Origin of the sequence: Streptacidiphilus neutrinimicus (genome assembly GCF_000787815.1) — a bacterium.
In the GTDB taxonomy this organism is placed as follows: domain Bacteria; phylum Actinomycetota; class Actinomycetes; order Streptomycetales; family Streptomycetaceae; genus Streptacidiphilus; species Streptacidiphilus neutrinimicus.
Window position 1 is genome coordinate 113107 of sequence record NZ_BBPO01000003.1, and the last position, 26583, is coordinate 139689.

Sequence of the window (26583 nt, forward strand, 5' to 3'; positions counted from 1 at the left end):
CGTCAGAAACTGTTGACGTCAAGCCTATTGATCGTCGCCCGCGCTCGCCCTTAAGTTGTGGAGACCAAGTGAAGAACGGGGGAGGTCAGATGGGGGACGGTGGATTCCGGCGCGTGGTCGCGCTGGAGGCGGCACGCCTGTACTGGGGCAACGACGCGTGGACCGAGAACAACCGCGGGCAACGGCAATTGTTGGCGCGTTCCCGCTCCCGGCCGGCCCTCCCCGCCGACCCGGCCGGGCAACTGGTCGCGGCCGCGGCCGAGCGGGAGGGGTACGCCGTGCTCGACCCCGGTTACCGCCCCGGTCTGATCGACGAGGTCCGCGCCGGCTACGAGGAGCTGATCGACGATCCGACGGTGACCGTCGACATGGGCGGCCGGATCAAGGACGCGGTCCGCTACGTGCGGGACCCGGTGGACCGCGCCCCGGCCCTGCGGGAACTGCTGAACCTCCCGGTGCTGAGCGCGCTCGACGCCTTCTACGGCGGTCGCTGGCGGGTGCAGCACGTCCGGATGTGGCGGATCGCCCACATCCCGGAGCCGGAGCGTGCCTTCCACCACTACGGCAACCTCTGGCACTGCGACCAGCACCCGGTGTCCACGCTGAAGTTCTTCGTCCAGATCAGCCACGGCGTCACGGCCGAGGGCGGGGCGTTCCGGCTGCACCCCGTCCCGAGCACCCGCCGCCTGATGCGAACGGGCTTCCTGGGCCAGGGCTGGGCCAAGGGCCCCGCCCGGCGCCATCTGGACGACCCGGACCGCGTCGTCCCCTTCACCGCCCCCGCGGGGCACGGCGCGTTCGTCAACACCACCCGCTGCCTGCACCGCGCCGGGATCCCGCCGGAGGGGAGCACGCGCGGGATGGTGCAGTTCACCTTCGTGCCGTCTCCGGACGCGCGCCGTGCCGACGACCCGCTGGCGGCCCTGCCACCCGACCCGAACGTCGCCCCGGGCCGCACCGCCTGACGCACCGGCCCGGTTACTCGCGGCGCTCCTGCGCCGGGGACCGGCGGCGGCGGATCTCGTCCAGCAGCGCGACCTCCCGGTCGCTGTCCTGGATGCCCCGCAGCCAGGCCTCGTGCTCGGCGGCCCTGCGTCGGTTCCAGGCCCGCACCCGCGGCATCGCGACCGCGAGGCCCCCGATGCAGAGGACCGCCACCAGGAACCCGACCGCCGTCACCAGGCTTCTCCGTACGCAGTTCGCACCCAAGGCGCCCACCGGACGCCGCCACGACGTCACCCTACCGAAACCGGACCGCCCGGCTCCCCCTCCTCGGCCCGGCCCGGTGCAGACGCAGTACAGCTGCGGTACTGCGTCCGTACGGGCGCTCCAGGCACGACGTCATGGAACCACCGCCCGCAGTCCGTCCCCCTGCATGGGGCAGACCGCGGTCAGCGCCCGGTCGTTCCGTCGATCCGCTCGCGCAGGATGTCGGCATGCCCGGCATGCCGGGCGGTCTCGCTGGTCATATGGGCGACGACCCATCGCACGGAGAGGAACGCGCCCTCGACCGGCACCGCGACAGGGTTTCCCAGACCGCGGGCGGAACGGATCGCCGCGTGGCTGGCCGCGATCGCCGCGTGGTAGTCGGCAGGCCCTTGGCGCCCGAGGCTTCCATCCGAAGCGTCGGGCACCGAGGTCGGGTCAGCAGCAGCCGGGACGCGCGTCAGTACTGGTAGAAGCCGCGGCCGGACTTGCGGCCGAGCAGGCCCGCGTCGACCATGCGCTGGAGCAGCGGCGGGGCCGCGTACAGGGGCTCCTTGAACTCCTCGTACATGGAGTCGGCGATGGAGACGATGGTGTCGAGGCCGATCAGGTCGCACAGGCGCAGCGGGCCCATCGGGTGGGCGCAGCCAGCTTCCATGCCCTTGTCGATGTCCTCGGCCGTGGCGATGCCGGACTCGAACATGCGGACCGCGGAGAGCAGGTAGGGCACCAGCAGCGCGTTGACGACGAAGCCGGCCCGGTCGCGGGCGCGGATCGGGTCCTTGCCGAGGTTCTCGCGCGTGAAGGACTCGGCGCGGGCCACGGTCTCGGCGGAGGTGGTGAGGGTCGGGATGATCTCGACCAGCTTCTGCACCGGCGCCGGGTTGAAGAAGTGGATGCCGAGGACCTGCTCCGGGCGGCTCGTCGCGGAGGCGAGCTTGACGATCGGGATGGAGGAGGTGTTCGAGGCCAGGATCGCGTCGCGGCGCTCGACGACGCGGTCCAGCGTCTCGAAGATCGCGATCTTGATGTCCTCGCGCTCGGCGACGGCCTCGATGACCAGGTCGCGGTCGGCGAAGTCGGCCAGCTCGGTGGTGAAGGAGATCCGCCCCAGTGCCTCGTCGCGCTCCTCCTCGGAGAGCTTGCCGCGGCGGACGGCCGTCTCGAACGAGGTGGTGATCCGGGTGCGGCCCAGCTCCAGGGCCTCCCCGCTCGCCTCGGAGACCTTGACGTCCAGACCCGAGCGCGCGAAGACCTCCGCGATGCCCGACCCCATCAGGCCGCAGCCCACCACTCCTACTCGCGCGATGTCGCTCACGTGTGGCTTCCCCAGTTCCGTTCGTCGAAGAGTCGAACACTTCGAAGAGTTCTATTCAAGGCAACGGCCCGACGTTACCCCCTCCTCCTCCGCGTGTCCGCCGCCGGACCTGCCAAGACCGGACCAGGATGAGGTGGACGGACACACCAACGGGAGGGAGCGGGGCCGATGGGACTGCGCAGTCTGGAGGGCGGATCCGCCCTGGTCACCGGCGCCGGGCGCGGGATCGGACGGGAGATCGCCCTCGGCCTGGCCGAGGAGGGCATGAACCTCGGACTGATCGGCCGCCACAGCGACACCCTGACCCAGACCCTGCACGCCTGTGTACGCCACGGTGTGAAGTGCGTCGCCTTCGCGGCGGACGTCGCCCGCCCCGGCCAGGTCAAGGCTGCGGTCAACAGCGTCCTTCGGGACCTGGGCCGGATCGACCTCCTGGTCAACAACGCGGGCCAGGTGGACGGCGCCGAGGTGCCGCTGTGGGAGGCGGACCCGGCTCAGTGGTGGCAGGTGGTGGAGACGAACCTGCGCGGCCCGTTCAACCTGATGCGCTCGGTCCTGCCGGGCATGGTGCAGCGCGGCTCGGGCCGGGTGGTCAACCTCAACAGCGGCTTCGCGCTGCGCCCCGACGGACGCTACACCGCGTACGCGACCTCCAAGGCGGCCCTGCTGCGGCTCAGCGACAACCTTGCAGAATCGTTGCGCCCGCACGGCGTCACCGTCCTGGATATCAGCCCCGGCGCGGTCGCGACCGAGATGACGGCGAACATGCCGATGTTCGCGGACATGGTCCACTGGGGCAGCATCCCGTACCTGGTCGCCACCGTCGTCGACGCGGCCCGCGGCCGCCTCGACCCACTCCACGGCCGCTTCCTCCACCTCGGCCGCGACAACCTCGAGGCGATCCTGCGCGACGCCGACCTCATCCGCGCCCGCGACGCCCGCACCCTGCGCCTGCGCCCGTACGGCGACGAGGACCCGCTGGCCGCCTACTCCTGAACACGGACGGTGATCGTCAGTAGACTTGGAGGCATGCGGACGCAGGCTGAGATCTACCGTCACCTTCGCGAGTACCGGGATGCGCTGACGCAGGAACCGCACTTCGCCCTTCCTGAGATCAGTGGCGGCCAGATCCTGATGATGATGAGCCCGTCTCCGCGCCACGACCTCAATGCCCTCCGCATTCAGCAGCAGCTCCTGGCGCAGCTGGAGGGCGGGCTGGTTGCGGCCACCCTCGGCGACGTCGAGGACGAGAACCTGGGCGTCCTGCGTCGTCCGGACGTGATCGTCGTCCCGGAGGCGGCGTTCGACACCTCGGACTCCGCCCTCGATCCGGCGGAGATACTGCTGGCGGTCGAGATCGTCTCTCCGAACAACCCCGAGAACGACTATCAGGGCAAGCTCCGCGACTACCCGGCGATGGGCATCCCGCACTACGTGATCATCGATCCGCGCGACGGCACCGCACACCACTACTGGAAGCCCGTGGCCAAGGGCGGTCGCGCCGTCTACGAGGCACATGTGCCGTACGTGTTCGGCGACGTGATCAAGGTCGACGAGTGGACGATCGACACCGGCGCCCTGCGCCGGTACGCGCCGGAGGACGGCGAGTAACCCCCGTCTCCGCCTGGGTCCGTGGGACCCGGGCGGATATTCATGCCCTTCATTGCATGAATGTGCCATCCTCCGTATAGTTATCCCAACACGAGGAGGGCAGCACATGGCAGCGAGGGCCACGTACCGCGCGGCGGTCGCCGGGGCGAGCGGGTATGCCGGGGGAGAGGTGCTGCGTCTGCTGCTGGCCCACCCCGCGATCGAGATCGGGGCGCTGACCGGCGGGTCCAACGCCGGGACGCGGCTCGGGGAGCTGCAGCCGCATCTGTGGCCGCTGGCCGACCGGGTGCTGGAGCCGACCACGGCCGAGACGCTGGCCGGGCACGACGTCGTCTTCCTGGGCCTGCCGCACGGCCAGTCCGCCGCCGTCGCCGAGCAGTTGGGGCCGGACGTGCTGGTCGTCGACTGCGGCGCGGACTTCCGGCTGCACAGCGCGGAGGACTGGGAGAACTTCTACGGCTCCCCGCACGCCGGCACCTGGCCCTACGGGCTGCCGGAGCTGCCCGGCGGCCGCAAGGCGCTGGAGGGCGGCAAGCGCATCGCCGTCCCCGGCTGCTACCCGACCTCCGTCTCGCTCGCGCTGTTCCCCGCTTACGCCGCCGGGCTCGCCGAGCCCGAGGCCGTGGTCGTGGCCGCGTCCGGGACGTCCGGGGCAGGCAAGGCGCCCAAGGCGCACCTGCTCGGCAGCGAGGTCATGGGCTCGATGAGCCCGTACGGCGTCGGCGGCGTCCACCGCCACACGCCGGAGATGACCCAGAACCTCTCCGCCGTCGCCGGTGAGCGCGTGGCCGTCTCCTTCACTCCGACGCTCGCGCCGATGTCACGCGGCATCCTCGCCACCTGCAACGTCAAGGCGAAGCCGGGCGTCACCGCCGCCCAGGTGCGTGCGGCCTACGCCGACGCGCTCGCGGGGGAGCCCTTCGTCCACCTGCTCCCGGAGGGGCAGTGGCCCGCCACCGCCTCGGTCCAGGGGTCCAACAACGCGCTGGTCCAGGTCGCGCTCGACGAGAGCGTCGGTCGGATCATCGCCATCGCCGCCATCGACAACCTGGTCAAGGGCACAGCCGGCGGCGCCGTCCAGAGCATGAACATCGCCCTCGGCCTGCCCGAGGAGCTCGGCCTTCCGATGACAGGAGTCGCACCGTGAGCCAGAACCCCGTGACCAACCCCGGAATCGGTGTCACGGCGGCCCGCGGCTTCCGCGCGGCGGGCGTCGCCGCCGGGATCAAGGCGTCGGGTGCGCCCGACCTGGCACTCGTCGTGAACGACGGCCCCTCCCACGCCGCGGCCGGCGTCTTCACCTCCAACCGCGTCAAGGCCGCGCCCGTGCTCTGGTCGCAGCAGGTGGTCAAGGGCGGCGAGGTCAGCGCCGTCGTCCTCAACTCCGGTGGGGCCAACGCCTGCACCGGTCCGCTCGGCTTCCAGGACACGCACGCCACCGCCGAGAAGGTCGCCGACGTGCTGGGCCTGAGCGCGGGCGAGGTCGCCGTCGCCTCCACCGGCCTCATCGGCGTCCGGCTGCCGATGGAGCAGCTGCTGCCCGGCGTCGAGACCGCCGCCGCCGCGCTCAGCGAGGACGGCGGTGAGCAGGCTGCCGTCGCGATCAAGACCACCGACACCGTCCACAAGACCGCCGTCGCCCAGGGCTCCGGCTGGACCGTGGGCGGCATGGCCAAGGGGGCGGGCATGCTCGCGCCGGGCCTGGCCACCATGCTCGTCGTGATCACCACCGACGCCCTGGTCGAGGCCCCCGAGCTGGACGCGGTCCTGCGCTCCGCGACCTCGACGACCTTCGACCGCGTCGACTCCGACGGCTGCATGTCCACCAACGACACCGTGCTGCTGCTCGCCTCCGGCGCCAGCGGCATCGTCCCGGACGCCGACGAGTTCGCCGCCGCCGTCCGCGCGGTCTCCGCCGACCTGGCCCGCCAGCTGATCGGCGACGCCGAGGGCGCCAGCAAGGACATCCGCATCGACGTGGTGAACGCCGCCACCGAGGCCGACGCCGTCGAGGTCGCCCGCTCGATCGCCCGCAACAACCTGCTCAAGTGCGCGATCCACGGCGAGGACCCGAACTGGGGCCGCGTCCTGTCCGCCATCGGCACCACCGCGGCCGCCTTCGAGCCGGACCGGCTGAACGTCGCCATCAACGGCGTCTGGGTCTGCCGTGACGGCGGCGTCGGCGAGGACCGCGAGCTGGTCACCATGAAGGACCGCGAGGTCGTCATCACCGCCGACCTGAACGCCGGCCAGGAGAGCGCGACGGTGTGGACCAACGACCTCACCGCCGAGTACGTCCACGAGAACAGCGCCTACTCCAGCTGACCGCCGGCTGACGAACCGAGGACCGGGAACCGTCGTGCAGATCGCACCCAAGGGCGAACAGGCCCGCAACAACACCGCGCTCCCCAAGGCGCTCACGCTCGTCGAGGCCCTGCCGTGGCTGGAGCGCTTCCACGGCAAGACCGTCGTCATCAAGTTCGGCGGCAACGCCATGGTCGACGACGAGCTGAAGTCCGCCTTCGCGCAGGACGTCGTGTTCCTGCGCTACGCGGGCCTGCGCCCCGTCGTCGTCCACGGCGGCGGCCCGCAGATCAGCGCGCAGCTGGCCAAGCTCGGGCTCGAGTCCACCTTCACCAACGGTCTGCGCGTCACCACGCCGGAGACCATGGACGTGGTCCGCATGGTGCTGGCCGGGCAGGTCCAGCGCGACCTGGTCGGGCTGCTCAACGAGCACGGCCCCTTCGCCGTCGGCATGACCGGCGAGGACGCGCACACCATGACCGCAGTCAAGCGCTACGCCGAGGTCGACGGCGAGCAGGTCGACATCGGTCTGGTCGGCGACATCGCCAACGTCGACGCGGGCGCGGTCAAGGCGCTGATCGAGGACGGGCGCATCCCCGTCATCTCCTCCGTCGCGCGCGGCTCGGACGGGCACGTCTACAACGTCAACGCCGACACCGCGGCCAGCGCCATGGCCGTGGCGCTCCAGGCCGAGATGCTCGTCGTCCTCACCGACGTCGAGGGGCTGTACGCCGACTGGCCCAACTCCGACGACGTGATCAGTCAGCTGAGCGCCGCCGAGCTGGAGAAGCTGCTGCCGACGCTCGCCAGCGGCATGCTGCCGAAGATGGAGGGCTGCCTGCGCGCCGTCCGCGAGGGCGTGGGCACCGCGCGCGTCCTGGACGGCCGCGTCCAGCACAGCCTGCTGCTGGAGATCTTCACCGACGAGGGCATCGGCACGATGGTCGTGGCCGACGCCGAGACCGACATCGACGCCACCGTGATGGCTGGGGGGCTGGCATGAACGCCAACGCAACTGGGACACCGGCCAACGACGGCATGACCGACCGTTGGCAGCACGCGCTGATGGACAACTTCGGCACCCCGCGGCTGCCGCTGGTCCGCGGCCAGGGTGTGCACGTCTGGGACGCCGAGGGCAAGCGCTACACCGACTATCTCGGCGGCATCGCGGTCAACTCGCTCGGCCACGCCCACCCGGCGATCGTCGCCGCGGTCACCGAGCAGATCAGCACCCTGGGCCACGTCTCGAACCTGTTCATGGCCGAGCAGCCGATCCGCCTCGCCGAGCGGCTGATCGGCTACACCGGCCACCAGGGGGCGCGGGTCTACTTCTGCAACTCCGGCGCCGAGGCCAACGAGGCCGCGTTCAAGCTGGCCCGGCTCACCGGCCGCACCCACATGGTCTCCGCGCTCGGCGCCTTCCACGGCCGCACCATGGGCGCGCTGGCCCTGACCGCCCAGCCGAAGAAGCAGGACGGCTTCCATCCGCTGCCGGGCGAGGTCACCAACGTCCCCTACGGCGACGTCGAGGCGCTGCGCGCCGTCGTCACCGAGGAGACCGCCGCCGTCATCCTGGAGCCGATCCAGGGCGAGAACGGCGTGGTCGTCCCCCCGGCGGAGTACCTGGTCGCGGCCCGTGAGATCACCCGTTCCAAGGGCGCGCTGCTGATCCTGGACGAGATCCAGACCGGCATCGGCCGCTGCGGCCACTGGTTCCGGTACCAGGCCTTCGAGGGCGTGGATCCGGACGTGGTGACGCTGGCCAAGGGCCTCGGCGGCGGCCTGCCCATCGGCGCGACCATCGCCTTCGGCGACGCCGCGCACCTGTTCAAGCCCGGCCACCACGGCTCGACCTTCTCCGGCAACCCTGTGGTGTGCGCGGCCGCCAACGCCGTCCTCGACACCATCGAGCAGCAGGGCCTGCTGGACCAGGTCACCAAGGTGGGTGAGCGGCTGCGTGCGGGCATCACGGGCCTGGGCGATCCCCTGATCGACCACGTTCGCGGCGCCGGTCTGCTGATCGGCATCGTGCTCACCCGCCCGGGGGCGGGAGAGCTCCAGGCCGCGCTGCAGCGCGCGGGCTTCCTGGTGAACGCCGCGACCCCGGACGTCATCCGGTTGGCCCCGCCGCTGATCCTCACCGAGCGGGACGTGGACGCCCTCCTCGCGGTCCTCCCGGGTGTGCTCCGCTCGATCAAGTAAGGGACACTTGCTCCATGACCGAACCCCATCGCGACGCGCCGGCCTCGTCCGCGGCGGCCCAGCTGCCGCAGACGCGCACGGCGCGCCACCGGCGGATCGTGGAGCTGCTGACGCGTCAGCCCGTCCGCTCCCAGAGCCAGCTGGCGAAGCTCCTGGCCGACGACGGGCTGACGGTCACTCAGGCAACCCTCTCCAGGGACCTGGACGAGCTCGGCGCGGTCAAGATCCGCAACTCCGACGGTGCGTTGATCTACGCCGTCCCGGCGGAGGGCGGCGACCGTACGCCGTTGGCGCCGATGGGGGAGTCCGCGTCGGAGACCCGGATGGCGCGGCTCGCGGCCGAGCTCCTGGTCTCCGCGACGGCGTCCGGCAACCTCGTCGTGCTCCGGACGCCGCCCGGCGCGGCGCAGTTCTTCGCCTCCTCGATCGACCAGTCGGGCGTCGAGGAGATCATCGGCACGATCGCGGGCGACGACACGGTCCTGGTCATCAGCCGCGACCCCAACGGCGGCCAGGACCTCGCCCAGTACCTGCTGCGACTGGCTCAGTCCTGAGGCGCGTCCCGGGGGCCGGGTGCCCGGCTGATCCGGGTCGGGCGGCTGGGCTCTGCACCCGCCGCGAGGTGCGTCTCGCGCCGCTGCGGCGGCCGCGCACGGGCGTTGACCGACCGTCAGCCGGTGGAGCGCAGTGTGGCTCCGATGGCGCGGGACGGCTGCAACGTCAGGCCGGTGAACGGCTTCACCTCGCCCGGGTCGGTGTCGATCCGCCACCTCCGGGCGAGCACCGCGAGCACGAGTGCGGCCTCGACCAGGGCGAAGCGCGTGCCCAGGCAGGTGCGGGGGCCGCCGCCGAACGGGAACCAGGCGTGGTCGGGGACGGGAGTCGCCGCGTCCGCGTCCCAGCGCTCCGGGCGGAAGGCGTCCGGCTCCGGGTAGAGGCGCGGGTCGCGGTGGACGGACCACTGGCTCGTCCAGACCGTCGTGCCGACCGGCACCTCGCGGTCCCCGAGGCGTGCGCCCTCGCGGGCGACCGCGCTGATCAGCCAGATCGGCGGGAAGAGCCGCAGCGACTCCTTCACCACCGCCTGTGTGAAGGGCAGCCGCGCGTAGTCGTCGAACGTGGGCAGCCGGTCGCCCAGGACCTCGGCGAGCTCCGCGTCCAGGCGCGCGCGGGCCTGCGGCGAGCCGGAGAGCAGGTGCCAGGCCCAGGTCAGGGTCGTGGAGGTGGTCTCGTGGCCGCCGATGTAGAGGGTCACCGCCTCGTCGCGGAGCTCCTGGTCCGACAGCGGCGCGCCGCTCTCGTCCCGGGCCGCGAGCAGGCGGCTCAACAGGTCGTCGCGTTCCTCGCCGGCCGCCCGCGCGGCGTGGTGCTCGTCGATGATGCGGTGGATCTCCGCGTCCAACTCCGTTACGGCGGCGTCGAGTCGGCGACGCCCCGGAGTCGGGACCCAGGACGGGAAGAAGGCGGTGACACCCCGCAGTTCCGCGCCGATCTCGCGCTGCGCGACGGCCATCGCCCGCGCGATGGTCTCCTCACGCCCGGCGGTCTCCACACCGAACAGCGTGCGGACCGCGACCCGTTGCGTCAGCCGCGTCATCTCCCGCTGCACGTCGACGCGTTGGCCGTCACGCCAGGCCGTCGCCACGGCGTCGGCGCACTCGACCATCGTCGCCGCGTAGGAACGCACCTGCCGCGGCCGCACGGAGGGCTGCACCAGCGACCGCTTGCGACGCCAGTCGTCCCCGGTGCTGGTGACCACGCCGTCGCCGAGCACCCGGCGCAGGGCCACGCCCATGTCGGACGGCCCGAAGGTGACTTCGACCCCGGCCAGCAGCTCGTTGACGTCCTCGGGGCGGGAGATCAGCAGACAGGGCTTGGGGCCGAGCCGCCAGGGCGCCCAGTCCCCGTGGTCGTCGCGCAGCCGGCAGAAGAAGCCCAGCGGATCACGGGCGAAGGCGGGCAGATTGCCCAACAGCGGCAGCCCGCGCGGACCGGCGGGCAGCGTCGTGGTGGTTCCCTTGGCAGAGGCAAGAGTTGAGGTCACCGCGCCAGGATGGCGGGGCCCGCCCCAGGTCTCAAGAGCGGATCCGGCTTCCGCCGCTCGCAGGCCGCTGGCCAGCCTGCCGCAACCGTCGCCACAGACCCTAGTAGTAGGCCAGCGGCTCCTTGGCCCGCGCCTCGCACGTGGGGCAGACGCTGTCGTCGCCCCGGAGGGTCGGCGGCCACGAGCCGAGCTCGGCCGGGACCGCGCGCAGCCCGGTGGTGCTCCGCTCGCAGAGAGTCCACTGAGGACCGTCGGCGGCGTGGAAGACACGCCAACGGACAGGCCCGTCGGCGGCGGGGTCGAGACCCTGTTCCATCCACGTGTCGACTCGCATAGCTCAACGATCCGTGGGCTGCCGCCGAAGCGCATCCCGAGCCGGACGTCGAGCGGGGCCGGCCGCGGAACGGCCTTCAGGAGACGGACTCGCCGCGCATGTGGCCGAAGATGAGGCTGGTCTCGGTGTGGGCGACGGCCGGGTGGGCGGTCAGGTGGTCCAGGACGAAGTCACGCAGCGCGTCCGTGTCCGGTACGGCGACGTGCAGCAGGTAGTCGTCCGCGCCGGAGAGGTGGTAGGCGGCGATGACGCCGGGCAGCCGCGGTATCTCGGCGGTGAAGCTGGAGATCCGCTCCTTGGTGTGCGCGTGCAGCCGTACCGCGATCATCGCCTGGATGCCGAGGCCGAGCGCGGCCGGATCCACGTCGGCGTGGAAGCCGCGGATGACGCCGTGCTCGCGAAGCGCCCGCATCCGCGTCAGGCAGGTGGACGGCGCGATGCCGACCGCCTCGGCGATGGCGTTGTTCGGCATCCGCGCGTCCTGTGCGAGCAGGCGCAGGATCGCGCGGTCCACGGGCGCGAGCGCGGGCTGCGGATTCTTCGGCACGAAGCCCATCGTGCCCGCCCCTCCCGAATATGTACACAACGAGGGAGTGGTATGCCCGAATCTTCTGCGGAACTGTGGCGTCGAATGTGCCGGATCTTCATTCTGGGGGCCATCGCCGAAGCCCCGACCCGGGCGGTCGGCTCCGCAGCCCTCGACGAGGAGGACTCCCCGATGCTGTCCGACGCCACCCGCGCCGACACCCGTGCCGTCCATGCCGGCCGCACCGACCTGCGCGACCTGGGCGTGCACGTTCCCCCGATCGACCTGTCGACGACGAACCCGCTGCCCGGCGTCGGGAGCGGCGGCGACAGCTACGAGTCGCTCGCGACCGGCGGTCTGATCCCTGACGGCGGCACCGCCGTCTACCAGCGTCTGTGGAACCCCACGACGGCCCGCTTCGAGCAGGCGCTCGCCGAACTGGAGGGCGCGGAGGCCGGCATCGCCTTCTCCTCCGGCATGGCCGCCATCAGTGCCTGCCTGCTCGCGGCGCGGGCCGACGGCAAGGGACACGTCGTCGCGGTCCGCCCCCTCTACGGCGGCACCGACCACCTGCTCGCCACGGGCCTGCTCGGCACCGAGGTCACCTGGGCGACCGCCGACGAGGTCGAGGCCGCGATCCGCCCCGACACCGGCCTGGTCGTCGTCGAGACCCCCGCCAACCCGACGCTGGAGCTCGTCGACCTCGGTGCGCTGGCCGCCCGCTGCGGCGAGGTCCCGCTGCTGGTCGACAACACCTTCGCCACACCCGTGCTGCAGCAGCCGATCCGGCACGGCGCCACGATCGTCGTGCACAGCGCGACCAAGTACCTCGGCGGCCACGGCGACGTGCTCGCGGGCGTCGTCGCCACCAGCGACGCCTGGGCGCGCAAGATCCGCCCGGTGCGCGCCGTCACCGGCGGCATCCTGCACCCGCTCTCCGCCTACCTGCTCCACCGCGGTCTGCAGACCCTGCCGCTGCGGGTGCGTCACCAGTCCGAGAGCGCGGGCAAGGTCGCCCTGTGGCTGGCCGAGCAGGCCGGCGTCGACCGCGTCTTCTACCCGGGCCTGCCGGACTGCGACCCGCTCGGCCTGATCGGCAAGCAGCAGTCCTCGCCCGGTTCGGTGCTGGCCTTCTCCTTGAGCGGCGGCTACGACGCCGCGGCCCGCGCGGCGGAGCGCTGCAAGCTGATCACCCACGCCGTCTCCCTCGGCGGCGTGGACACTCTGATCCAGCACCCGGCTTCGCTCACTCACCGCCCCGTCGCCCCTGAAGCCCGCCCGCACGCGTCGGTGCTGCGCGTCTCGGTCGGCCTGGAGGACGTCGAGGACCTCTACGAGGACCTGGCCCAGGCGCTGGCGTAGCGCACGGGCGGCGCTGCGCCGGTCGGGTGGACGGGTACGACTGATCGGCGGGCGGCGGCGCGCCGCGTCCGGGCGCGCCCGCGCTTCGTTGGCAGCCTGCTGAGGGGGCTACCGCGAAGCGAAGGGCAGGCGTGCCGGTGAAGCAGGTCCAAGGTCCAAGATCGGTGCGTCTCCGCGGCCTGTTGGCCGCGGTGTGCGCGGCGGCCGCACTCGTCCCGCTCGCGACCGCCCCCGCCGGAGCCTCGGCGCCGAAGGGGGCGGTCGCGGCGCGTTCGGCCGACGTGGCCTCCGGTGACGACCGGCAGCTCTCCCCGGCGCTGGAGAAGGAGCTTGACCGCGCCATCCGGACCTCGATGCACACCTACGGCATCCCCGGCGCGATCGTCGGGATCTGGCTCCCGGGCCACGGGCGTTACGTGCGGGCCTTCGGTGTGGCGGACAAGAAGACCGGCGCGCCGATGCGGACCGACATGAACACCAGGATCGGCAGCGTCACCAAGACCTTCACCGTCACCGCGCTGCTGGAGCTCGTCGACCAGGGCCGGGTACACCTGGACGACCCGATCTCCAGGTACGTCGCCGGGGTTCCCGAGGGCGACCGGATCACGCTGCGGGACCTCGCCGACATGCGCAGCGGCCTGTACCCGTACACCGCGGACACGGCCTTCGAGAAGGAGTTCCTGTCGCACCCCACCCGCCCGTTCACCCCGCAGCAGTTGCTCTCCTACGGCTTCAAGCACGCCAACCTGTTCCCGCCCGGGCAGGACTACCTCTACTCGAACTCCAACACCGTGCTGCTGGGACTGGTGATCGAGAAGCTGACGCACACCTCGCTGAGCGACTACGTCTGCCGCCACGTGATCGCGCCCAGCGACCTGGACCACAGCGTGATGACGCCGACGACCTACCTGCCCCGGCCGCGCCCGCACGGGTACACCGCGCAGACCCTGGACGGGAAGATCGCGGACGCCACCGGCTGGAGCACCAGCTGGGGTTGGGCCGACGCCGACATGGTGTCCGACCTGCGGGACCTGCACGTCTGGGCGTACGACCTCTACCGGGGCACGCTGCTGTCGCGTCGGACGCAGGCCCAGCGGCTGACGTTCATCCCCACCGGCCAGCCGGGCCTGGGCTACGGCCTGGGGATCGCCGACTTCAACGGCTGGATCGGCCACAACGGCGAGGTGCCGGGGTACGAGACGGTGGACGTCTACCTGCCGTCGGAGCGGGCCACCCTCGTCGTCATGGTGAACACGGACGTGCCGTACCAGAACAACGCGGCCAACGCCCCGGAGGACCTGCTGGCCGCAGCCGTGACGTCCGTGATCACCCCGAAGAACGTCTTCCCCTGACCGAGCCGGTGACCCGCGCGACGCCCGGGGCTCAGCGCTCGTAGAACCCGTCGAGCCGTCCGCGGGCGAGCACCGGGCCGCCGACGGACGCGAGCACCTCCCGGGGCCGTGCCTTCGCCAGCGCGGCCCCGTCCAGCGCGGTCTCCAGTGCGAAGAGCTGGAAGACGTAGCGGTGCGGGCCGTGGCCCTTGATCGGCTCCGGGCCGTGGTAGCCCGACAGGATGGTCGAGCGTAGGATCCGCACGCCGTCGGCCGGAGCCTTCGCGTCGAGTGCCCCGGCGTCCAGCGCGGTGAGCTTCGGGTCGATCAGCGCGAGGGTGTGGACGGCAGGGGTGCTCATCGGGACGTCCGGGTCCTCCATGACGAACAGCAGTTGGGCCGTCCCGGCGGGAGCCGGGTCCCAGGCGAGGGCGGGGGAGAGGTTCCGGCCCCCGACGCGCCGCCCGGCCTGCGTCGTCGGCATCGTCGCGCCGTCCGCGAAGGCCTCGCTGCGCAGCTCCAGGGTGTCGGGTCCGTTCAGGTTCGGGCGGTGCCAGGCGACCTGCTCCTCGCCGGCGCGCCTGTTCTTGAGCAGTCGTCCCATGATCGCCACGGTGCGGGTCCTCTCCTGTTTCTGCGATCGCTGTTCGCAGTATCGTCCCGACTAAGATACTGCATACGGCGTTCGCAGAAAAGAAGGGTCCATTCCGTGGTGGAGCAGTCGGAGCAGTCCGAGGTCAGCATCTGGCTCCGTCCTGCGCGCTCCGGGCGCGGCCCCGCGCCCGCCTTCGACCGCGACCGCCTCGCGGAGGCGGGCGTGGCGCTCGCCGACGCGCAGGGCCTCGCCGCCGTGACGATGCGCGCCGTCGCGCAGTCGCTCGGCTCCGCGCCCGCGTCGCTGTACCGCTACGTCGCCACCCGGGACGAGCTGGTCGAGCTGATGAGCGACCGGGTCAACGCGGAGATCTCCTACGCGTACCTGGGCGCGGGCGACTGGCTCGACGACCTGCTGGCGCTCGCCCGCGAGGCGCGTGCGGTCTGTCTGCGCCACCCCTGGCTGCTCGACGTCCTTGCCGCGGGCGCCCCGGTCGGCCCGCGCACGCTCGCCTACCTCGACCGCTGCCTCGCCTGCCTCGCCGAGCTGCCGCTCGGCGGCAAGGAGAAACTGGAGGCGGTCGCCGTCCTGCAGTCCCTCGTCGCCTCGCTCGCCCGCGCCGAGCTCGCCAAGGAGCTGGACGCGGCCGAGCCCCCGCCCTGGCGCCGCGCTCGCGACGCGTACCTGCGCCACGCCGCCGCGACGGGCGACTACCCGCATCTGACCGCCGCCCTGAAGAGCGCGGGCCCGCCGGGCTCCAAGTCGGCGGACGAGCTCTTCGACCGCATCATCACCCGCGCCCTGCGCGGGCTGCTCGCCTAGGTTCTGCCTTGTGGATCATGCCGGGCCCGCGGCGTCACGGTACGCTCCCCCAGCCTTCGGCCGGGGGTACCGCCACCTCCGCCTTGCGATCCACGCACCCTGACGCCACGGGCCCACGCGGCGGAGCCGCAGGTGTCACCGACTGCGCGTCCTCCGGCCTATCGCCGCGCCCGCGCCGGGCTGGACGCAGCCGCCGCCGTCGTCGAGCCGGAGCGCGAGGCGGCCCGTGTGGGCAGCCCCGACCTGGCCCACGGCGCTCCCGGCACGGAACTGCCTATGGGCCTCTCCGGCGCCTACCGGCTCGACCTGCGCGGCCACGACCAGGTCGCGACGCTCGTGGCGTTGGACGTGCCGGCGCTGCTGCTCCAGGGTGGACGTGACTACCGGGCCCGGTCGCCGACGACCTCGGCCGCCGGCGCGAGGGCCTCGCCGGCCGCGAGGGGATCACCGTCCGCGTCCACGAGGGTCGACCACTTCTTCTTCGCGGGCGAGGGTCCGTCCACGCCGGCTGACTACGCGCGCGGGGCACGTCGACGCCGCCGTGGTCGCTGAGGTCGCGACTGGATCGCCACGGCGCGGCTTTGAATTTCATACGGAGGCATGCATAATTATGCCAAGCGTCGCGAGGCTCCGCCGCGCACCCGCACCCATGCCTTCAGCGGTCCTGGACGCACGCCCGCCTGCCCTGTGAGTGATAGGAGATAGCCGTGACCGAGCGCGTCGTACTCGCTTACTCGGGCGGTCTGGACACGTCCGTCTGCATCGGCTGGATCGCCGAGGAGACCGGCGCCGAGGTCGTCGCCGTCGCCGTCGACGTCGGCCAGGGCGGCGAGGACCTGGACGTGATCCGCGAGCGCGCCCTCGCCTGCGGCGCCGTCGAGGCCGAGGTCGCCGACGCCCGCGACGAGTTCGCCGACGAGTACTGCCTCCCGGCGATCAAGGCCAACGCGCTGTACCAGGGCGAGTACCCGCTCGTCTCCGCGCTGTCCCGGCCGGTCATCGTCAAGCACCTGGTCGCCGCGGCCAGGAAGCACGGCGCCACCACCGTCGCCCACGGCTGCACCGGCAAGGGCAACGACCAGGTCCGCTTCGAGGTCGGCATCGCCAATCTGGCGCCCGAGCTGAGGTGCATCGCCCCTGTCCGCGACTACGCGATGACCCGCGACAAGGCCATCGCCTTCGCCGAGGCGAAGAACCTCCCGATCGCCACCACCAAGAAGTCCCCCTACTCGATCGACCAGAACGTCTTCGGTCGCGCCGTCGAGACCGGCTTCCTGGAGGACATCTGGAACGCCCCGATCGAGGACATCTACGACTACACCCAGGACCCGGCGCTGCCGCGCGAGGCCGACACCGTCGTCATCTCCTTCGAGGCGGGCGTCCCGGTCGCGATCGACGGCCGCAAGGTCACCGTGCTCCAGGCCGTCGAGGAGCTGAACCGCCGGGCCGGCGCCCAGGGCGTGGGTCGGCTCGACATGGTCGAGGACCGCCTTGTCGGCATCAAGTCCCGTGAGATCTACGAGGCTCCGGGCGCCATCGCGCTGATCACCGCGCACCGGGCGCTGGAGAACGTCACCGTCGAGCGTGAACTGGCCCGCTACAAGCGGCAGGTGGAGCAGCGCTGGAGCGAGCTGGTCTACGACGGCCTGTGGTTCTCCCCGCTCAAGCGCGCCCTGGACGGCTTCGTCGACGAGGCCAACCAGTACGTCACCGGCGACATCCGGCTGGTCCTGCACGGCGGTCGCGCGGTCGTCAACGGCCGGAAGTCCGCCGAGTCGCTCTACGACTTCAACCTCGCCACCTACGACACCGGCGACACCTTCGACCAGTCCATGTCCAAGGGCTTCATCGAGATCTTCGGCATGTCGTCGAAGATCGCGGCGAAGCGGGACCTTCAGAGCTGAGGGCTTGATCACGATGGCGAAGAACGAAGACGTCCGGCTCTGGGGCGCGCGGTTCGCGGACGGTCCGTCGGAGGCGCTGGCCGCGCTCTCGGCCAGCGTGCACTTCGACTGGCGGCTCGCACCCTACGACATCGCCGGCTCCAAGGCCCACGCCAAGGTGCTGCACCGGGCCGGCCTGCTCAGCGACGACGAGCTGACCCGGATGCTGGAGGGCCTGACGGCCCTGCTCGCCGACGTCGAGTCGGGCGCCTTCACCGGCACCGTCGCCGACGAGGACGTGCACACCGCGCTGGAGCGCGGACTGCTGGAGCGGCTCGGCCCCGAGCTCGGCGGCAAGCTGCGCGCCGGCCGGTCCCGCAACGACCAGATCGCCACGCTCGGCAAGATGTACCTGCGCGACCACGCGCGGATCATCGGCGGACTGCTGCTGGAGCTCCAGCAGGCGCTGGTGGGCCTCGCCGAGGCCCACCCCGCCACGGCCATGCCGGGCCGCACCCACCTCCAGCACGCCCAGCCAGTGCTCTTCGCGCACCACATGCTGGCCCACGTCCAGGCCTTCGCCCGGGACGCGGAGCGGCTGCGGCAGTGGGACGAGCGCACCGCCGTCTCGGCCTACGGCTCGGGCGCGCTGGCCGGTTCCTCCCTGGGGCTGGACCCGCGGTACGTCGCCGCCGAACTCGGCTTCGAGGGCGGCTCCGCGGCCAACTCCATCGACGGCACCGCCTCGCGCGACTACGTCGCGGAGTTCGCCTTCATCACCGCGATGATCGGCGTGAACCTCTCCCGCGTCGCGGAGGAGGTGATCATCTGGAACACCAAGGAGTTCGGCTTCATCACGCTGCACGACGCCTTCTCCACGGGCTCCTCGATCATGCCGCAGAAGAAGAACCCGGACATCGCGGAGCTGGCCCGCGGCAAGTCGGGCCGCCTCATCGGCAACCTGACCGGCCTGATGGCCACGCTCAAGGCCCTGCCGCTGGCCTACAACCGCGACCTGCAGGAGGACAAGGAGCCGGTCTTCGACTCCTGCGACACCCTCGAGGTCCTGCTCCCGGCCTTCGTCGGCATGATGGCGACGCTGACGGTCCACGAGGAGCGCCTGGAGGAGCTGGCCCCCGCCGGGTTCTCCCTGGCCACCGACATCGCCGAGTGGCTGGTCAAGCGCGGCGTCCCGTTCCGGGTCGCCCACGAGGTCGCGGGCGCCTGCGTCAAGTTCTGCGAGCCGCGCGGCATGGAGCTGTGGGATCTGACGGACGAGCAGTTCGCCGAGATCAGCTCCGAGTTGACCCCTGAGGTCCGCGAGGTGCTGTCGGTCGAGGGCGCGATCGCGGCCCGCAACGGCCGCGGCGGCACCGCGCCGGACGCGGTCGCGGTCCAGCTCGCGGAGGTCAAGTCGAACCTGACGCTGCAGCAGGAGTGGCTGGACGCCAAGCGCTGAGGCGAGCCGGCCGAGCACCGAGTGTCAGACGGGCACGGCAGGGTTCAGGGGCGCGGGGAACGGTTCCCCGCGCCCCTGACGTTGGAGCCCTCGTGCACCCTGTCTTCGTTGATTTCTCCACAGCCGCCCCCCGGACCGGAAATGCCGCGGTCGAGTCGCAGGGGGCCCGCTTCGCGCGGGACCACCTCGCGCTGGACTCCGGCGCCACCGTGACGCTCTCGTTCGACGTGCCCGAGGAGGGCGTCAGGGACGAGCTCACTGTCAAAGTCCGCGCCCTCGTCTCCAAGCTCGGCCCGCGGCCCGGCTACGCGCCGCTGGGGATCGCCGTCAACTCCAAGGTGATCGTGGGCGAGCACCGCATACCCGGCGGGGGAGACCTCCCGCAGGAGATGACGTTCGCCGTCCCCGCGGAGCTGCTCCACCCCGGCCGGACCAACACGCTGACGTTGCGCACCGCCGCCGACGCGCGCTCGCACCTGTGGCTCTACCGGGTGCTGGCCGAGCCCGTCTGGGACCGGGACGCCGCCGAACGGGCATGGCTGGCTGAGTCCTTCGCGCAGTCCCTGCTGACCTACCGCACCGACCGGCGCGCTCCCGGCGCGCAGGAGTGGGAGCCCGCGGCGACCTGGCGCCTGCACCTCGACTCCGGTGAGGGCGCGATGCCGTCTCGGCTGGACTGGCGGGTGCGGTCCGGCGCCGAGGCCTCGGTCGAGTTCGCGCTGGAACTGCACACCTTCTACGGCCACACCCGCGACGCCGACGGCCGGTGGTACGAGCTGCGCGGTGAGCTGATCGATCGTCAGGCCTACCCCGGCGACGCCGACCTGGACGCCACCCGCTCCTTCGCCACCGAGGCCGGCTGGGGCGGCCGTTGGCACCGCGGCGGTCCGCTCGTGTACCACCTCGCCACCGGCGAGGAGAGCCCCTTCGACCGGATCGGCTGGACCGACCAGCGGGCCTGCTCGGCGTCCATCGGCCTGACGGAAGACGGGAGTTCGTTCCAGGGCTGGTCCCAGCGCGTCAACGAGGGCCCGGTCGGCTACCGCGGCACGGAGATCCTGCCGGAGCCCGGGACGCCGCAGGGCCCGTCGGAGCAGCGGGAGCCGAACACCTTGACCGAGGACCTGGACGAGCTCGGCCAGGCGCTCACCCGCCTGGCCGACACGGCCGTCAAGTCACTCGGCTCGTTCCTGCGGAGGTTCTGAGCCGACGCGCCGGACTACTCCGGCTCGACCAGCAGCCGGGCGTAGTTCGCCATCGACCGCTGGTAGCGCGGCAGATGGGGTGCGAGCGCGGAGAGCGCGACCGAGACTGCCTCCCGCTCGCGGCCCGAGTCCACCAGGCACAGGGCGAGCGTGGCGTCGACCGCGTCCTTCAGGACCGCGGCGTCCGGGTCGTGGTTGTCACGCTCGGCGGTGAGCAGTTCGACCGCCTCCGCGACGCGGCCGACGTTCCGCAGTGAGCTGCACATCTGGACCAGGGCCCGGCGTCGGCGCATGCCCGCCAGGCCCCGGTCCAGCGCCTCCTGGTAGAGCGGAACGGCCTTGTCGGAGTGGCCCGTCGAGTCCCAGGCGCTGGCCCGCTCGAAGGGCGCGACGGGGCTCTGCGCCGGCAGTTCGTCCGCGAGCGCGTCGATCCGCCGGCGGAACTCCGCCTCCCCGGCCTCGCCGCGCTCGAAGTAGCGGTCGATCTCGGCCCAGGCCTGGGCGCTGCGACGCTCCCAGTCGTTGATGTCGATCTTCACGTCCATGCGGGCAGCCTGGCATGCCGGGACGGGCCGGTCCATCTGCCCGGGCAGCCCGGACGGATGGACCGGCCCGTCCCGGCACTGCCTGGGGCCCTGCCTAGGCGGCGTCCTTCAGTTTACCCGAAGCGGCCTGCGGGGCTTCCGCCTTGGCCGCCTTGGCGGCCAGCAGCTTGGCCTTCGTGGCGTACATGTCCACGTACTCCTGGCCGGAGAGGTCCAGGATCGCCGAGACGATCTCGTCGGTGACGGCGCGGAGCACGAAGCGGTCACGCTGCATGCCCTCGTAGCGCTCGAAGGTCAGCGGCTTGCCGAAGTGGATCTCCGGGCGGACGCGGAACGGCCTGCGCCAGCGCATGCTGCCGTTCGCCTGGACCTGGTCGGTGTTCACCAGCCCCACCGGGATCACCGGCGCGCCGCTGGCCAGTGCCAGGTGCGCGACGCCCGTGCGGCCGCGGTGGAGACGGCCGTCGGGGGAGCGGGTGCCCTCGGGGTAGATCCCGAAGAGGCGGCCCTTCGCCAGCTGGGCCATGCCGGTGTCGATCGCGGCCATGGACGCGCGACCGCCGCTGCGGTCCACCGGGACGGCCCCGACGCCGGTGAAGAACCACGCCATCAGCCGGCCCTTGACGCCCTTGCCGATGAAGTACTCCTCCTTGGCCACGTAGTGCACCTGGCGCGGCGCCGCGAGCGGCAGGAAGACGGAGTCGCAGAAGGAGAGGTGGTTCGGCGCGATGATCGCCGGTCCGTCGACCGGGACGTTCTCCAGACCTGTGACCCGAGGCCGGTAGAGGGTGCGGACCAGCGGGCCGACAATGATCTTCTTGAGCGTCCAGTAGAACACCGTGCCTCCGTCGTGGCCGAGGACGATCGCGGGCGGTTTACGCGAAACGGGATGCGGTGATCCTAGTGGTCATCTGTTACCGCCGGGTACGCGGCAGTCGGTGGTCTGGGTTACATTCTGTTGATCATCTGATGGCGCGCAGTCCGCCATGCGGGTGAAACCGTCCGCCGACGGCATCCGGGGACGCGTCGTGGAACGTCCCTACGGGCATGGTCACTGTCGAGATCCCCGCCGGCCTGCGGCTTCCCCGCACCGCCGTCTGCCCGGAGAGCCACCACCTCGCCCGGGAGCGCTCGGCACGCCTGCGCGCCGCCGTCGCGCGCCTACCCGCCCGCTGCGGCGCGCTGGTCGCCGCGCTGCTTGAGGATCCGACGGCGGATTACGCCACGCTCGCGGCCCACCTCGGCAGCATCGGCCCCACCCGCTCCCGCTGCATCGAGTGCCTCCGCCGCCGTCTCGGCCCGGACCTTTAGTTCCCCGCGCCCCTGGGGAAGTGCAACTCCGTCAGTTGCCCAACCAAGCCCCCAGGCCCGTGTGGGCCTGCTCCGTGCTCGGGTTCTCCGCGGCCCAGGCGACGTAGCCGTCGGGGCGGACGAGGACCCACTCGGAGGTGAGGCTCGGGGCGGTGGCGGTCACCACGCGGTCGGACCAGTCGGCGGGAAGGCCCTCGCCGGAGGAGGTCCCCTCCGGTCCGACGAGGACGAAGCGGCCCTCCCGCAGGGCCTCGTACAGGCGGGTCGGGGCCTTGCCGTCGGCGTCGGAGCCCGGGTCCGCGAGGTCGATGTCCGCGGCGCGGTCGCCGACGAGGCGGTGGGAGCCTGCGGGGGCCTGGTCGCGGTAGGAGACGGAGATGCCGGAGACCTCCATGCCGCCGCGCCGCGCCAGCGGCGCGAGGTGGGAGCCGAGGGCCTTGGCCAGCCCGCGAGCCAGCCGCAGCGGGGCGGTCTGGCCGATCGAGAGCCGCAGCAGGCCGCCCGACGTCCGCAGGACCTGCGCGCCGACGGGGTGCCGCTCGGCCTGATAGCTGTCGAGCAGGCCGGGCGCGGCCCAGCCGCGCACCGCGGCGACCAGCTTCCAGCCGAGGTTCGCCGCGTCCTGCAGTCCGGTGTTCATGCCCTGGCCGCCGGCGGGGGAGTGGCAGTGCGCCGCGTCGCCGGCGAGGAAGACCCGGCCGACCCGGTAGCGGGTGGCCTGCCGTTCGTCGCTGTGGAAGCGCGAGGTCCAGCGGGGGTCGTGCAGCCCGTGGTCCCTGTCCAGGACCGATGTCACCAGCCGGCTCATCGCCTCGAAGTCGACGGGCGCGGAGTCGGGGAGCTGTTCGGCGTGGTCCCAGGCGATGACGCGGTACCAGCCGTCGCCGTAGGGGGCCATGAAGGCGAAGCCCTGCTTGTTCGCGCCGACGGCCAGCACGTCCTCGGGCGGGGTGTCCAGCCTGACGTCGGCCAGCATCACCGAGGAGATCGCGGACTCGCCCGGGTAGTCGACGCCGAGCAGTCGTCGGACGGTGCTGCGCACCCCGTCGCTGCCGACGGCGTACGCCGCCCGGAGGGTGACGGTCTCGCCGTCGACGAGGGCGTCCACCTCGACGGCGTCGGCGTCCTGGCGCAGGTCGGTGACCTCGGCGCCGCGCAGCAGGGTCGCCCCGGCGCCGAGCGCCCGGCGCAGCAGCACCCGCTCGGTCTGGTACTGAGGCGTGATCAGCAGCTCGGGGAAGCGGCTCGGCAGCGTGCTCATGTCGACGTGCACCGCGCCGAAGATGCTCAGGTCGGACAGGCGCGCGCCGGTCTGCAGCAACTCGTCGGCGACGCCGCGGGCATCGAGCTCCTCCAGCGTGCGGGCGTGGACGGCGAAGGCACGGGTGAGCTTCGACTCCTCGGTGCGCTTCTCCAGCAGGGCGACCCGCAGTCCCGCGGCGGCCACGTCGCCGGCCAGCAGCAGGCCGGTCGGTCCGGCGCCGACGACCAGGACGTCGTAGTCACGGTTCTGAGTGGTGTTCATCGTCGTGCTCCCCCATCGCTCGGTGACGGCCCTGGGGCGTGCGACCTACCCCATGTCTCGAAGGTAATTCATCACCTGATGAATTACAAGTACCCGAGCCCGCTCGAGGACGCGTCGCGCCCGACTCGCGGCGGGAGGTTGCAATCCGGAGGCCGCTGGGTAAAGGGGACTGGAACGTATGCCGATGGCGACGCAAGATCGTCCATCGCAGACCGCACCTCCGGTCAGGGCAAACCCGGGCGCACTCCCCTCGCTGTCGCGCGGCCGGGCTCACGAGAAAGGGAGGAAGCGCGTGGGCATGAGCGTGACCACCTCGGTAGCCACCGAGGACGACGCCGAGCGGATCCTGAAGTTGCAGTTCCTCTGCTACCAGGGCGAGGCGGAGCTCTACGGTGACTGGGCCATCGACCCGCTGACGCAGACGCTGGAGAGCCTGCGCGCGGAGCTGAAGGAGCACCATGTGCTCGTCGCCCGTCTGGGCGACGAGGTCGTCGGCAGCGTGCGCGGCTGGGTCGACGCCGACGGGGTGGGCCGCATAGGGCGCCTGATGGTCCACCCCCGGATGCAGCGGCACGGACTCGGCAGCCGGCTGCTCAGCGCGATGGAACGGCAGCTCGCCTCCGGGCCGCGGCCGCTCACCGGCTACCGGCTCTTCACCGGCCACCGCAGCGTCGGGAACCTGCGCCTCTACCAGCGCCTCGGCTACCGCCAGACCCAGGTCGAGGAGATCAACACCAAGCTGAGCTTCATCGTGCTGGAGAAGCAGGTCGCCCAGCCGGCGGAGCAGTTGGCCGCCACCGCGTGACGCGCGCCGCCCCGGGTTCTCCCCACGTCCCCGGGGCGGCACGACCCTGACCTGCCCGACGGCGTCGACCAGCGATTTTTCGCGGAACGTCCACTGTTCGTCTCATTCTTCGGACAGCGATTTTGGGCGTTCCGCCGACCGTGTGTTTAGCTGGCTCCCATGACGACGACCACGCACACCCACATCACCGGCGCGATGCCGGCAGGTGGTCGTGGCATGCGCAGCATGATGCGCTGTTGTCGAATGTGCGGCTGCTGAGCCTTCCCGCCCAGCGCACGCCCCGCCCGTAGAGCTCCGCTCCGGGCGGCACCCGCACACCCCTCCCCGCGCGAACGACGCCGCACGGACGGCTTCGCGCGCCGACCCACGGAAAAACTGTGATCACCACCTCTGACCTGCGTAAGGTCTACCCTGCCCAGGGCCGGGAGATCGCCGCACTCGACGGAGTCGACCTACACGTCCGCCAGGGCGAGGTCTACGGCGTCGTCGGCACCAGCGGCGCCGGCAAGTCCACCCTGATCCGCTGCGTGAACCTGCTGGAGCGGCCCACCTCCGGCAGCGTCAGCGTCGACGGGCGCGAGCTGACCGCGCTCTCGCCCGCCGAGCTGCGCGAGACCCGCCGCTCCATCGGCATGGTCTTCCAGCACTTCAACCTGCTCGCCCGCCGCACCGTCGCAGAGAACGTAGAACTGCCGCTTGAGATCACCGGACTGAGCCGCCGTCAGCGTGCCGCCAAAGCACGGGAGCTGCTGGACCTGGTCGGCCTCGCGGACAAGGCCAAGGCCTACCCGGCGCAGCTCTCCGGCGGCCAGAAGCAGCGCGTCGGCATCGCCCGCGCCCTGGCCGGCGACCCCAAGGTGCTGCTCTCGGACGAGGCCACCTCGGCGCTCGACCCGGAGACCACCCGCTCCATCCTCCAACTGCTGCGCGACCTCAACCGTCAGCTCGGCCTCACCGTGCTGCTCATCACGCACGAGATGGACGTCATCAAGTCCGTCTGCGACTCCGCCGCGCTCATGCGGGGCGGCCGCGTCGTCGAGTCCGGCACGCTGCACGAGCTGCTGGAGCGGCCCGGCTCCGAACTGGCCCGCGAGCTCTTCCCGCTGGGCGAGGGCGAGCCCCTCCAGGGCAGCACCCTCCTCGACATCACCTTCCAGGGCGAGGCGACGGCCCAGCCGTTCATCTCGCAGCTGGCCCGCACCTACAACGTCGACGTCAGCATCATCGGCGCCGCCGTCGAGACCCTGGGCGGCCGTCAGGTCGGCCGGCTGCGCGTCTCGCTGCCCGGCAGCTTCGACGAGAACGTCGTGCCGATCGGCTACCTGCGCGAGCAGGGCCTCCAGGTGGAGGTGGCTGCTTGATGGGCTGGAACGACATGCAGCCGCTGTTGGTGCAGGCCACCCAGGAGACCGCCTGGATGGTCGGCCTGGCCACCCTCGCCACCGTCCTGGTCGGCCTCCCGCTCGGCCTGCTGCTCGCGCTCACCCGGCGCGGCGGCCTGCTGCAGAACGCGGGCGCGAACAAGCTCGTCGGCACGGTCGTGAACGTCGGGCGGTCGCTGCCCTTCGTCATCCTGATCGTGGCGATCATCCCGTTCACCCGCTGGGTGACCGGCACCACGCTCGGTTGGCAGGCGGCGACCGTGCCGCTCGCCGTCGGCGCGATCCCGTTCTTCGCCCGGCTCGTGGAGACCGCCGTCGTCGACGTCGACGGCGGGCTCGTCGAGGCCGTGCAGGCCATGGGCGGCGGGACCTGGGCCGTCGTGCGCAAGGCGCTGCTGCCCGAGGCGCTGCCCGCGCTCGTCTCGGCGCTGACCACCACCGTGATCGCGCTGGTCGGCTACTCGGCGATGGCCGGCACGGTAGGCGGTGGCGGACTCGGCACGCTCGCCATCAACTACGGCTACATGCGCTTCGAGACCACCTTCATGTGGGTCATCGCCGCCGAACTGGTCGTCCTGGTGACGCTGGTTCAGCTGGCCGGCGAGGGCCTCGCCCGCAGCCTCGACCACAAGCGGCCCGCGGCCGCCTCCCGTTGGACGCTCCGCCGGAGCGTCCCCACCCGGACTTCCGCCGCCCCCGAGGCCGCGGAGACCCCCGCGCGGGAACCGGAGCTCACCGGCTCCACCTCGCGCTGAACACCGCACCACCCGATCCACCCGCACCAAGCACCACCAATAAGGAAGGGCACTTTTC

Annotated in this window: 29 protein-coding genes; 19 read left to right on the top strand and 10 right to left on the bottom strand. The window is 71.9% G+C overall.

Features of this window, described 5'->3' with window-relative positions; all coding sequences use genetic code 11:
• Nucleotides 1-89: 89 nt before the first annotated feature.
• Nucleotides 90-965 (top strand): hypothetical protein, encoded by an 876-nt coding sequence (locus tag TR48_RS03500; protein WP_152627774.1) that lies wholly within the window; start codon nucleotides 90-92, stop codon nucleotides 963-965.
• A gap of 13 nt (nucleotides 966-978) precedes the next feature.
• On the opposite strand, the gene TR48_RS03505 is transcribed toward TR48_RS03500, so the two are convergent.
• The 3 genes from TR48_RS03505 to TR48_RS03515 all read right to left on the bottom strand — a co-directional run bounded on the left by TR48_RS03505 (nucleotide 979) and on the right by TR48_RS03515 (nucleotide 2524).
• Complete coding sequence (locus TR48_RS03505; RefSeq protein ID WP_042364342.1) at nucleotides 979-1179, bottom strand: hypothetical protein; 201 nt, start codon at nucleotides 1177-1179, stop codon at nucleotides 979-981.
• Nucleotides 1180-1391: 212 nt separating this feature from the next.
• Complete coding sequence (locus TR48_RS03510) at nucleotides 1392-1634, bottom strand: mycothiol transferase (protein WP_052442371.1); 243 nt, start codon at nucleotides 1632-1634, stop codon at nucleotides 1392-1394.
• A gap of 32 nt (nucleotides 1635-1666) precedes the next feature.
• Complete coding sequence (locus TR48_RS03515; RefSeq protein WP_042364343.1) at nucleotides 1667-2524, bottom strand: 3-hydroxybutyryl-CoA dehydrogenase; 858 nt, start codon at nucleotides 2522-2524, stop codon at nucleotides 1667-1669.
• Nucleotides 2525-2692: 168 nt separating this feature from the next.
• Between TR48_RS03515 and TR48_RS03520 the strand changes: the two genes are divergently transcribed.
• The 7 genes from TR48_RS03520 (at nucleotide 2693) to TR48_RS03550 (ending at nucleotide 9195) form a co-directional block, all read left to right on the top strand.
• The gene (locus TR48_RS03520; RefSeq protein ID WP_042364344.1) at nucleotides 2693-3520 is read left to right on the top strand and encodes an SDR family NAD(P)-dependent oxidoreductase; all 828 of its coding nucleotides are present in this window, start codon (nucleotides 2693-2695) and stop codon (nucleotides 3518-3520) included.
• 33 nt (nucleotides 3521-3553) lie between these two features.
• The gene (locus tag TR48_RS03525; protein WP_042364345.1) at nucleotides 3554-4135 is read left to right on the top strand and encodes a Uma2 family endonuclease; all 582 of its coding nucleotides are present in this window, start codon (nucleotides 3554-3556) and stop codon (nucleotides 4133-4135) included.
• Between the two features lie 106 nt (nucleotides 4136-4241).
• Nucleotides 4242-5282 (top strand): N-acetyl-gamma-glutamyl-phosphate reductase, encoded by a 1041-nt coding sequence (gene argC / locus TR48_RS03530; RefSeq protein ID WP_042364346.1) that lies wholly within the window; start codon nucleotides 4242-4244, stop codon nucleotides 5280-5282.
• A 26-nt stretch (nucleotides 5283-5308) separates the two neighbouring features.
• Nucleotides 5309-6460 carry a bifunctional glutamate N-acetyltransferase/amino-acid acetyltransferase ArgJ gene (gene argJ, locus TR48_RS03535; protein WP_042364460.1) on the top strand — a complete coding sequence of 384 codons (1152 nt, stop codon included), beginning with the start codon at nucleotides 5309-5311 and terminating at the stop codon, nucleotides 6458-6460.
• A 34-nt stretch (nucleotides 6461-6494) separates the two neighbouring features.
• Nucleotides 6495-7442, top strand: a complete 948-nt coding sequence (gene argB / locus TR48_RS03540) for an acetylglutamate kinase (protein ID WP_084728739.1) — start codon at nucleotides 6495-6497, stop codon at nucleotides 7440-7442.
• Nucleotides 7439-8641 carry an acetylornithine transaminase gene (locus tag TR48_RS03545; protein ID WP_084728740.1) on the top strand — a complete coding sequence of 401 codons (1203 nt, stop codon included), beginning with the start codon at nucleotides 7439-7441 and terminating at the stop codon, nucleotides 8639-8641. The genes argB and TR48_RS03545 overlap by 4 nt, the downstream gene beginning before the upstream one ends.
• A 14-nt stretch (nucleotides 8642-8655) precedes the next feature.
• Nucleotides 8656-9195 (top strand): arginine repressor, encoded by a 540-nt coding sequence (locus TR48_RS03550; RefSeq protein ID WP_042364462.1) that lies wholly within the window; start codon nucleotides 8656-8658, stop codon nucleotides 9193-9195.
• A gap of 116 nt (nucleotides 9196-9311) precedes the next feature.
• Here TR48_RS03550 and TR48_RS03555 read toward each other — a convergent pair whose 3' ends face one another.
• The 3 genes from TR48_RS03555 to TR48_RS03565 all read right to left on the bottom strand — a co-directional run bounded on the left by TR48_RS03555 (nucleotide 9312) and on the right by TR48_RS03565 (nucleotide 11575).
• Nucleotides 9312-10685 (bottom strand): cytochrome P450, encoded by a 1374-nt coding sequence (locus TR48_RS03555; protein WP_042364347.1) that lies wholly within the window; start codon nucleotides 10683-10685, stop codon nucleotides 9312-9314.
• 100 nt (nucleotides 10686-10785) lie between these two features.
• On the bottom strand, nucleotides 10786-11019 hold the full coding sequence (locus TR48_RS45145) for a hypothetical protein (protein WP_042364348.1): 234 nt from the start codon (nucleotides 11017-11019) through the stop codon (nucleotides 10786-10788).
• A 76-nt stretch (nucleotides 11020-11095) separates the two neighbouring features.
• A complete protein-coding gene (locus tag TR48_RS03565) occupies nucleotides 11096-11575 on the bottom strand; it encodes an Lrp/AsnC family transcriptional regulator (RefSeq protein WP_042364349.1) in 480 nt (159 codons plus the stop codon).
• A gap of 162 nt (nucleotides 11576-11737) precedes the next feature.
• On the opposite strand from TR48_RS03565, the gene TR48_RS03570 reads away from it, so the two are divergent.
• Together TR48_RS03570 and TR48_RS03575 are read left to right on the top strand one after the other, a co-directional pair.
• The gene (locus tag TR48_RS03570; protein WP_042364463.1) at nucleotides 11738-12907 is read left to right on the top strand and encodes a trans-sulfuration enzyme family protein; all 1170 of its coding nucleotides are present in this window, start codon (nucleotides 11738-11740) and stop codon (nucleotides 12905-12907) included.
• A 164-nt stretch (nucleotides 12908-13071) separates the two neighbouring features.
• The gene (locus TR48_RS03575; protein ID WP_236651995.1) at nucleotides 13072-14259 is read left to right on the top strand and encodes a serine hydrolase domain-containing protein; all 1188 of its coding nucleotides are present in this window, start codon (nucleotides 13072-13074) and stop codon (nucleotides 14257-14259) included.
• 31 nt (nucleotides 14260-14290) lie between these two features.
• Here TR48_RS03575 and TR48_RS03580 read toward each other — a convergent pair whose 3' ends face one another.
• The gene (locus tag TR48_RS03580) at nucleotides 14291-14842 is read right to left on the bottom strand and encodes a YbhB/YbcL family Raf kinase inhibitor-like protein (RefSeq protein WP_042364465.1); all 552 of its coding nucleotides are present in this window, start codon (nucleotides 14840-14842) and stop codon (nucleotides 14291-14293) included.
• A gap of 105 nt (nucleotides 14843-14947) precedes the next feature.
• On the opposite strand from TR48_RS03580, the gene TR48_RS03585 reads away from it, so the two are divergent.
• From TR48_RS03585 to TR48_RS03605, 5 genes are all read left to right on the top strand, one after another.
• The gene (locus tag TR48_RS03585; RefSeq protein WP_236651996.1) at nucleotides 14948-15655 is read left to right on the top strand and encodes a TetR/AcrR family transcriptional regulator; all 708 of its coding nucleotides are present in this window, start codon (nucleotides 14948-14950) and stop codon (nucleotides 15653-15655) included.
• A gap of 132 nt (nucleotides 15656-15787) precedes the next feature.
• Nucleotides 15788-16207, top strand: a complete 420-nt coding sequence (locus TR48_RS03590) for a hypothetical protein (RefSeq protein WP_052442373.1) — start codon at nucleotides 15788-15790, stop codon at nucleotides 16205-16207.
• Between the two features lie 155 nt (nucleotides 16208-16362).
• On the top strand, nucleotides 16363-17559 hold the full coding sequence (locus TR48_RS03595) for an argininosuccinate synthase (protein WP_042364350.1): 1197 nt from the start codon (nucleotides 16363-16365) through the stop codon (nucleotides 17557-17559).
• A 13-nt stretch (nucleotides 17560-17572) separates the two neighbouring features.
• Complete coding sequence (gene argH / locus TR48_RS03600; RefSeq protein ID WP_042364467.1) at nucleotides 17573-18997, top strand: argininosuccinate lyase; 1425 nt, start codon at nucleotides 17573-17575, stop codon at nucleotides 18995-18997.
• Between the two features lie 92 nt (nucleotides 18998-19089).
• Nucleotides 19090-20202, top strand: a complete 1113-nt coding sequence (locus tag TR48_RS03605; protein ID WP_052442374.1) for a hypothetical protein — start codon at nucleotides 19090-19092, stop codon at nucleotides 20200-20202.
• 14 nt (nucleotides 20203-20216) lie between these two features.
• Here the strand turns inward: TR48_RS03605 and TR48_RS03610 are convergent, their stop codons facing one another.
• A complete protein-coding gene (locus TR48_RS03610; protein ID WP_042364351.1) occupies nucleotides 20217-20747 on the bottom strand; it encodes a tetratricopeptide repeat protein in 531 nt (176 codons plus the stop codon).
• Between the two features lie 94 nt (nucleotides 20748-20841).
• A complete protein-coding gene (locus TR48_RS03615; RefSeq protein WP_042364352.1) occupies nucleotides 20842-21585 on the bottom strand; it encodes a lysophospholipid acyltransferase family protein in 744 nt (247 codons plus the stop codon).
• A 209-nt stretch (nucleotides 21586-21794) separates the two neighbouring features.
• Between TR48_RS03615 and TR48_RS03620 the strand changes: the two genes are divergently transcribed.
• Nucleotides 21795-22058: a hypothetical protein gene (locus TR48_RS03620; protein WP_042364353.1), complete on the top strand. Its 264-nt coding sequence runs from the start codon at nucleotides 21795-21797 to the stop codon at nucleotides 22056-22058.
• 31 nt (nucleotides 22059-22089) lie between these two features.
• Here the strand turns inward: TR48_RS03620 and TR48_RS03625 are convergent, their stop codons facing one another.
• On the bottom strand, nucleotides 22090-23583 hold the full coding sequence (locus TR48_RS03625) for an FAD-dependent monooxygenase (RefSeq protein WP_042364354.1): 1494 nt from the start codon (nucleotides 23581-23583) through the stop codon (nucleotides 22090-22092).
• A 292-nt stretch (nucleotides 23584-23875) separates the two neighbouring features.
• Here TR48_RS03625 and TR48_RS03630 point away from each other — a divergent pair, with 292 nt between their 5' ends.
• The 3 genes from TR48_RS03630 (at nucleotide 23876) to TR48_RS03640 (ending at nucleotide 26525) form a co-directional block, all read left to right on the top strand.
• Nucleotides 23876-24388 (top strand): GNAT family N-acetyltransferase, encoded by a 513-nt coding sequence (locus tag TR48_RS03630; protein WP_042364355.1) that lies wholly within the window; start codon nucleotides 23876-23878, stop codon nucleotides 24386-24388.
• Between the two features lie 377 nt (nucleotides 24389-24765).
• Nucleotides 24766-25749: a methionine ABC transporter ATP-binding protein gene (locus TR48_RS03635; protein WP_042364356.1), complete on the top strand. Its 984-nt coding sequence runs from the start codon at nucleotides 24766-24768 to the stop codon at nucleotides 25747-25749.
• The gene (locus TR48_RS03640; protein ID WP_042364357.1) at nucleotides 25749-26525 is read left to right on the top strand and encodes a methionine ABC transporter permease; all 777 of its coding nucleotides are present in this window, start codon (nucleotides 25749-25751) and stop codon (nucleotides 26523-26525) included. The genes TR48_RS03635 and TR48_RS03640 overlap by 1 nt, the downstream gene beginning before the upstream one ends.
• Nucleotides 26526-26583 lie beyond the last annotated feature (58 nt).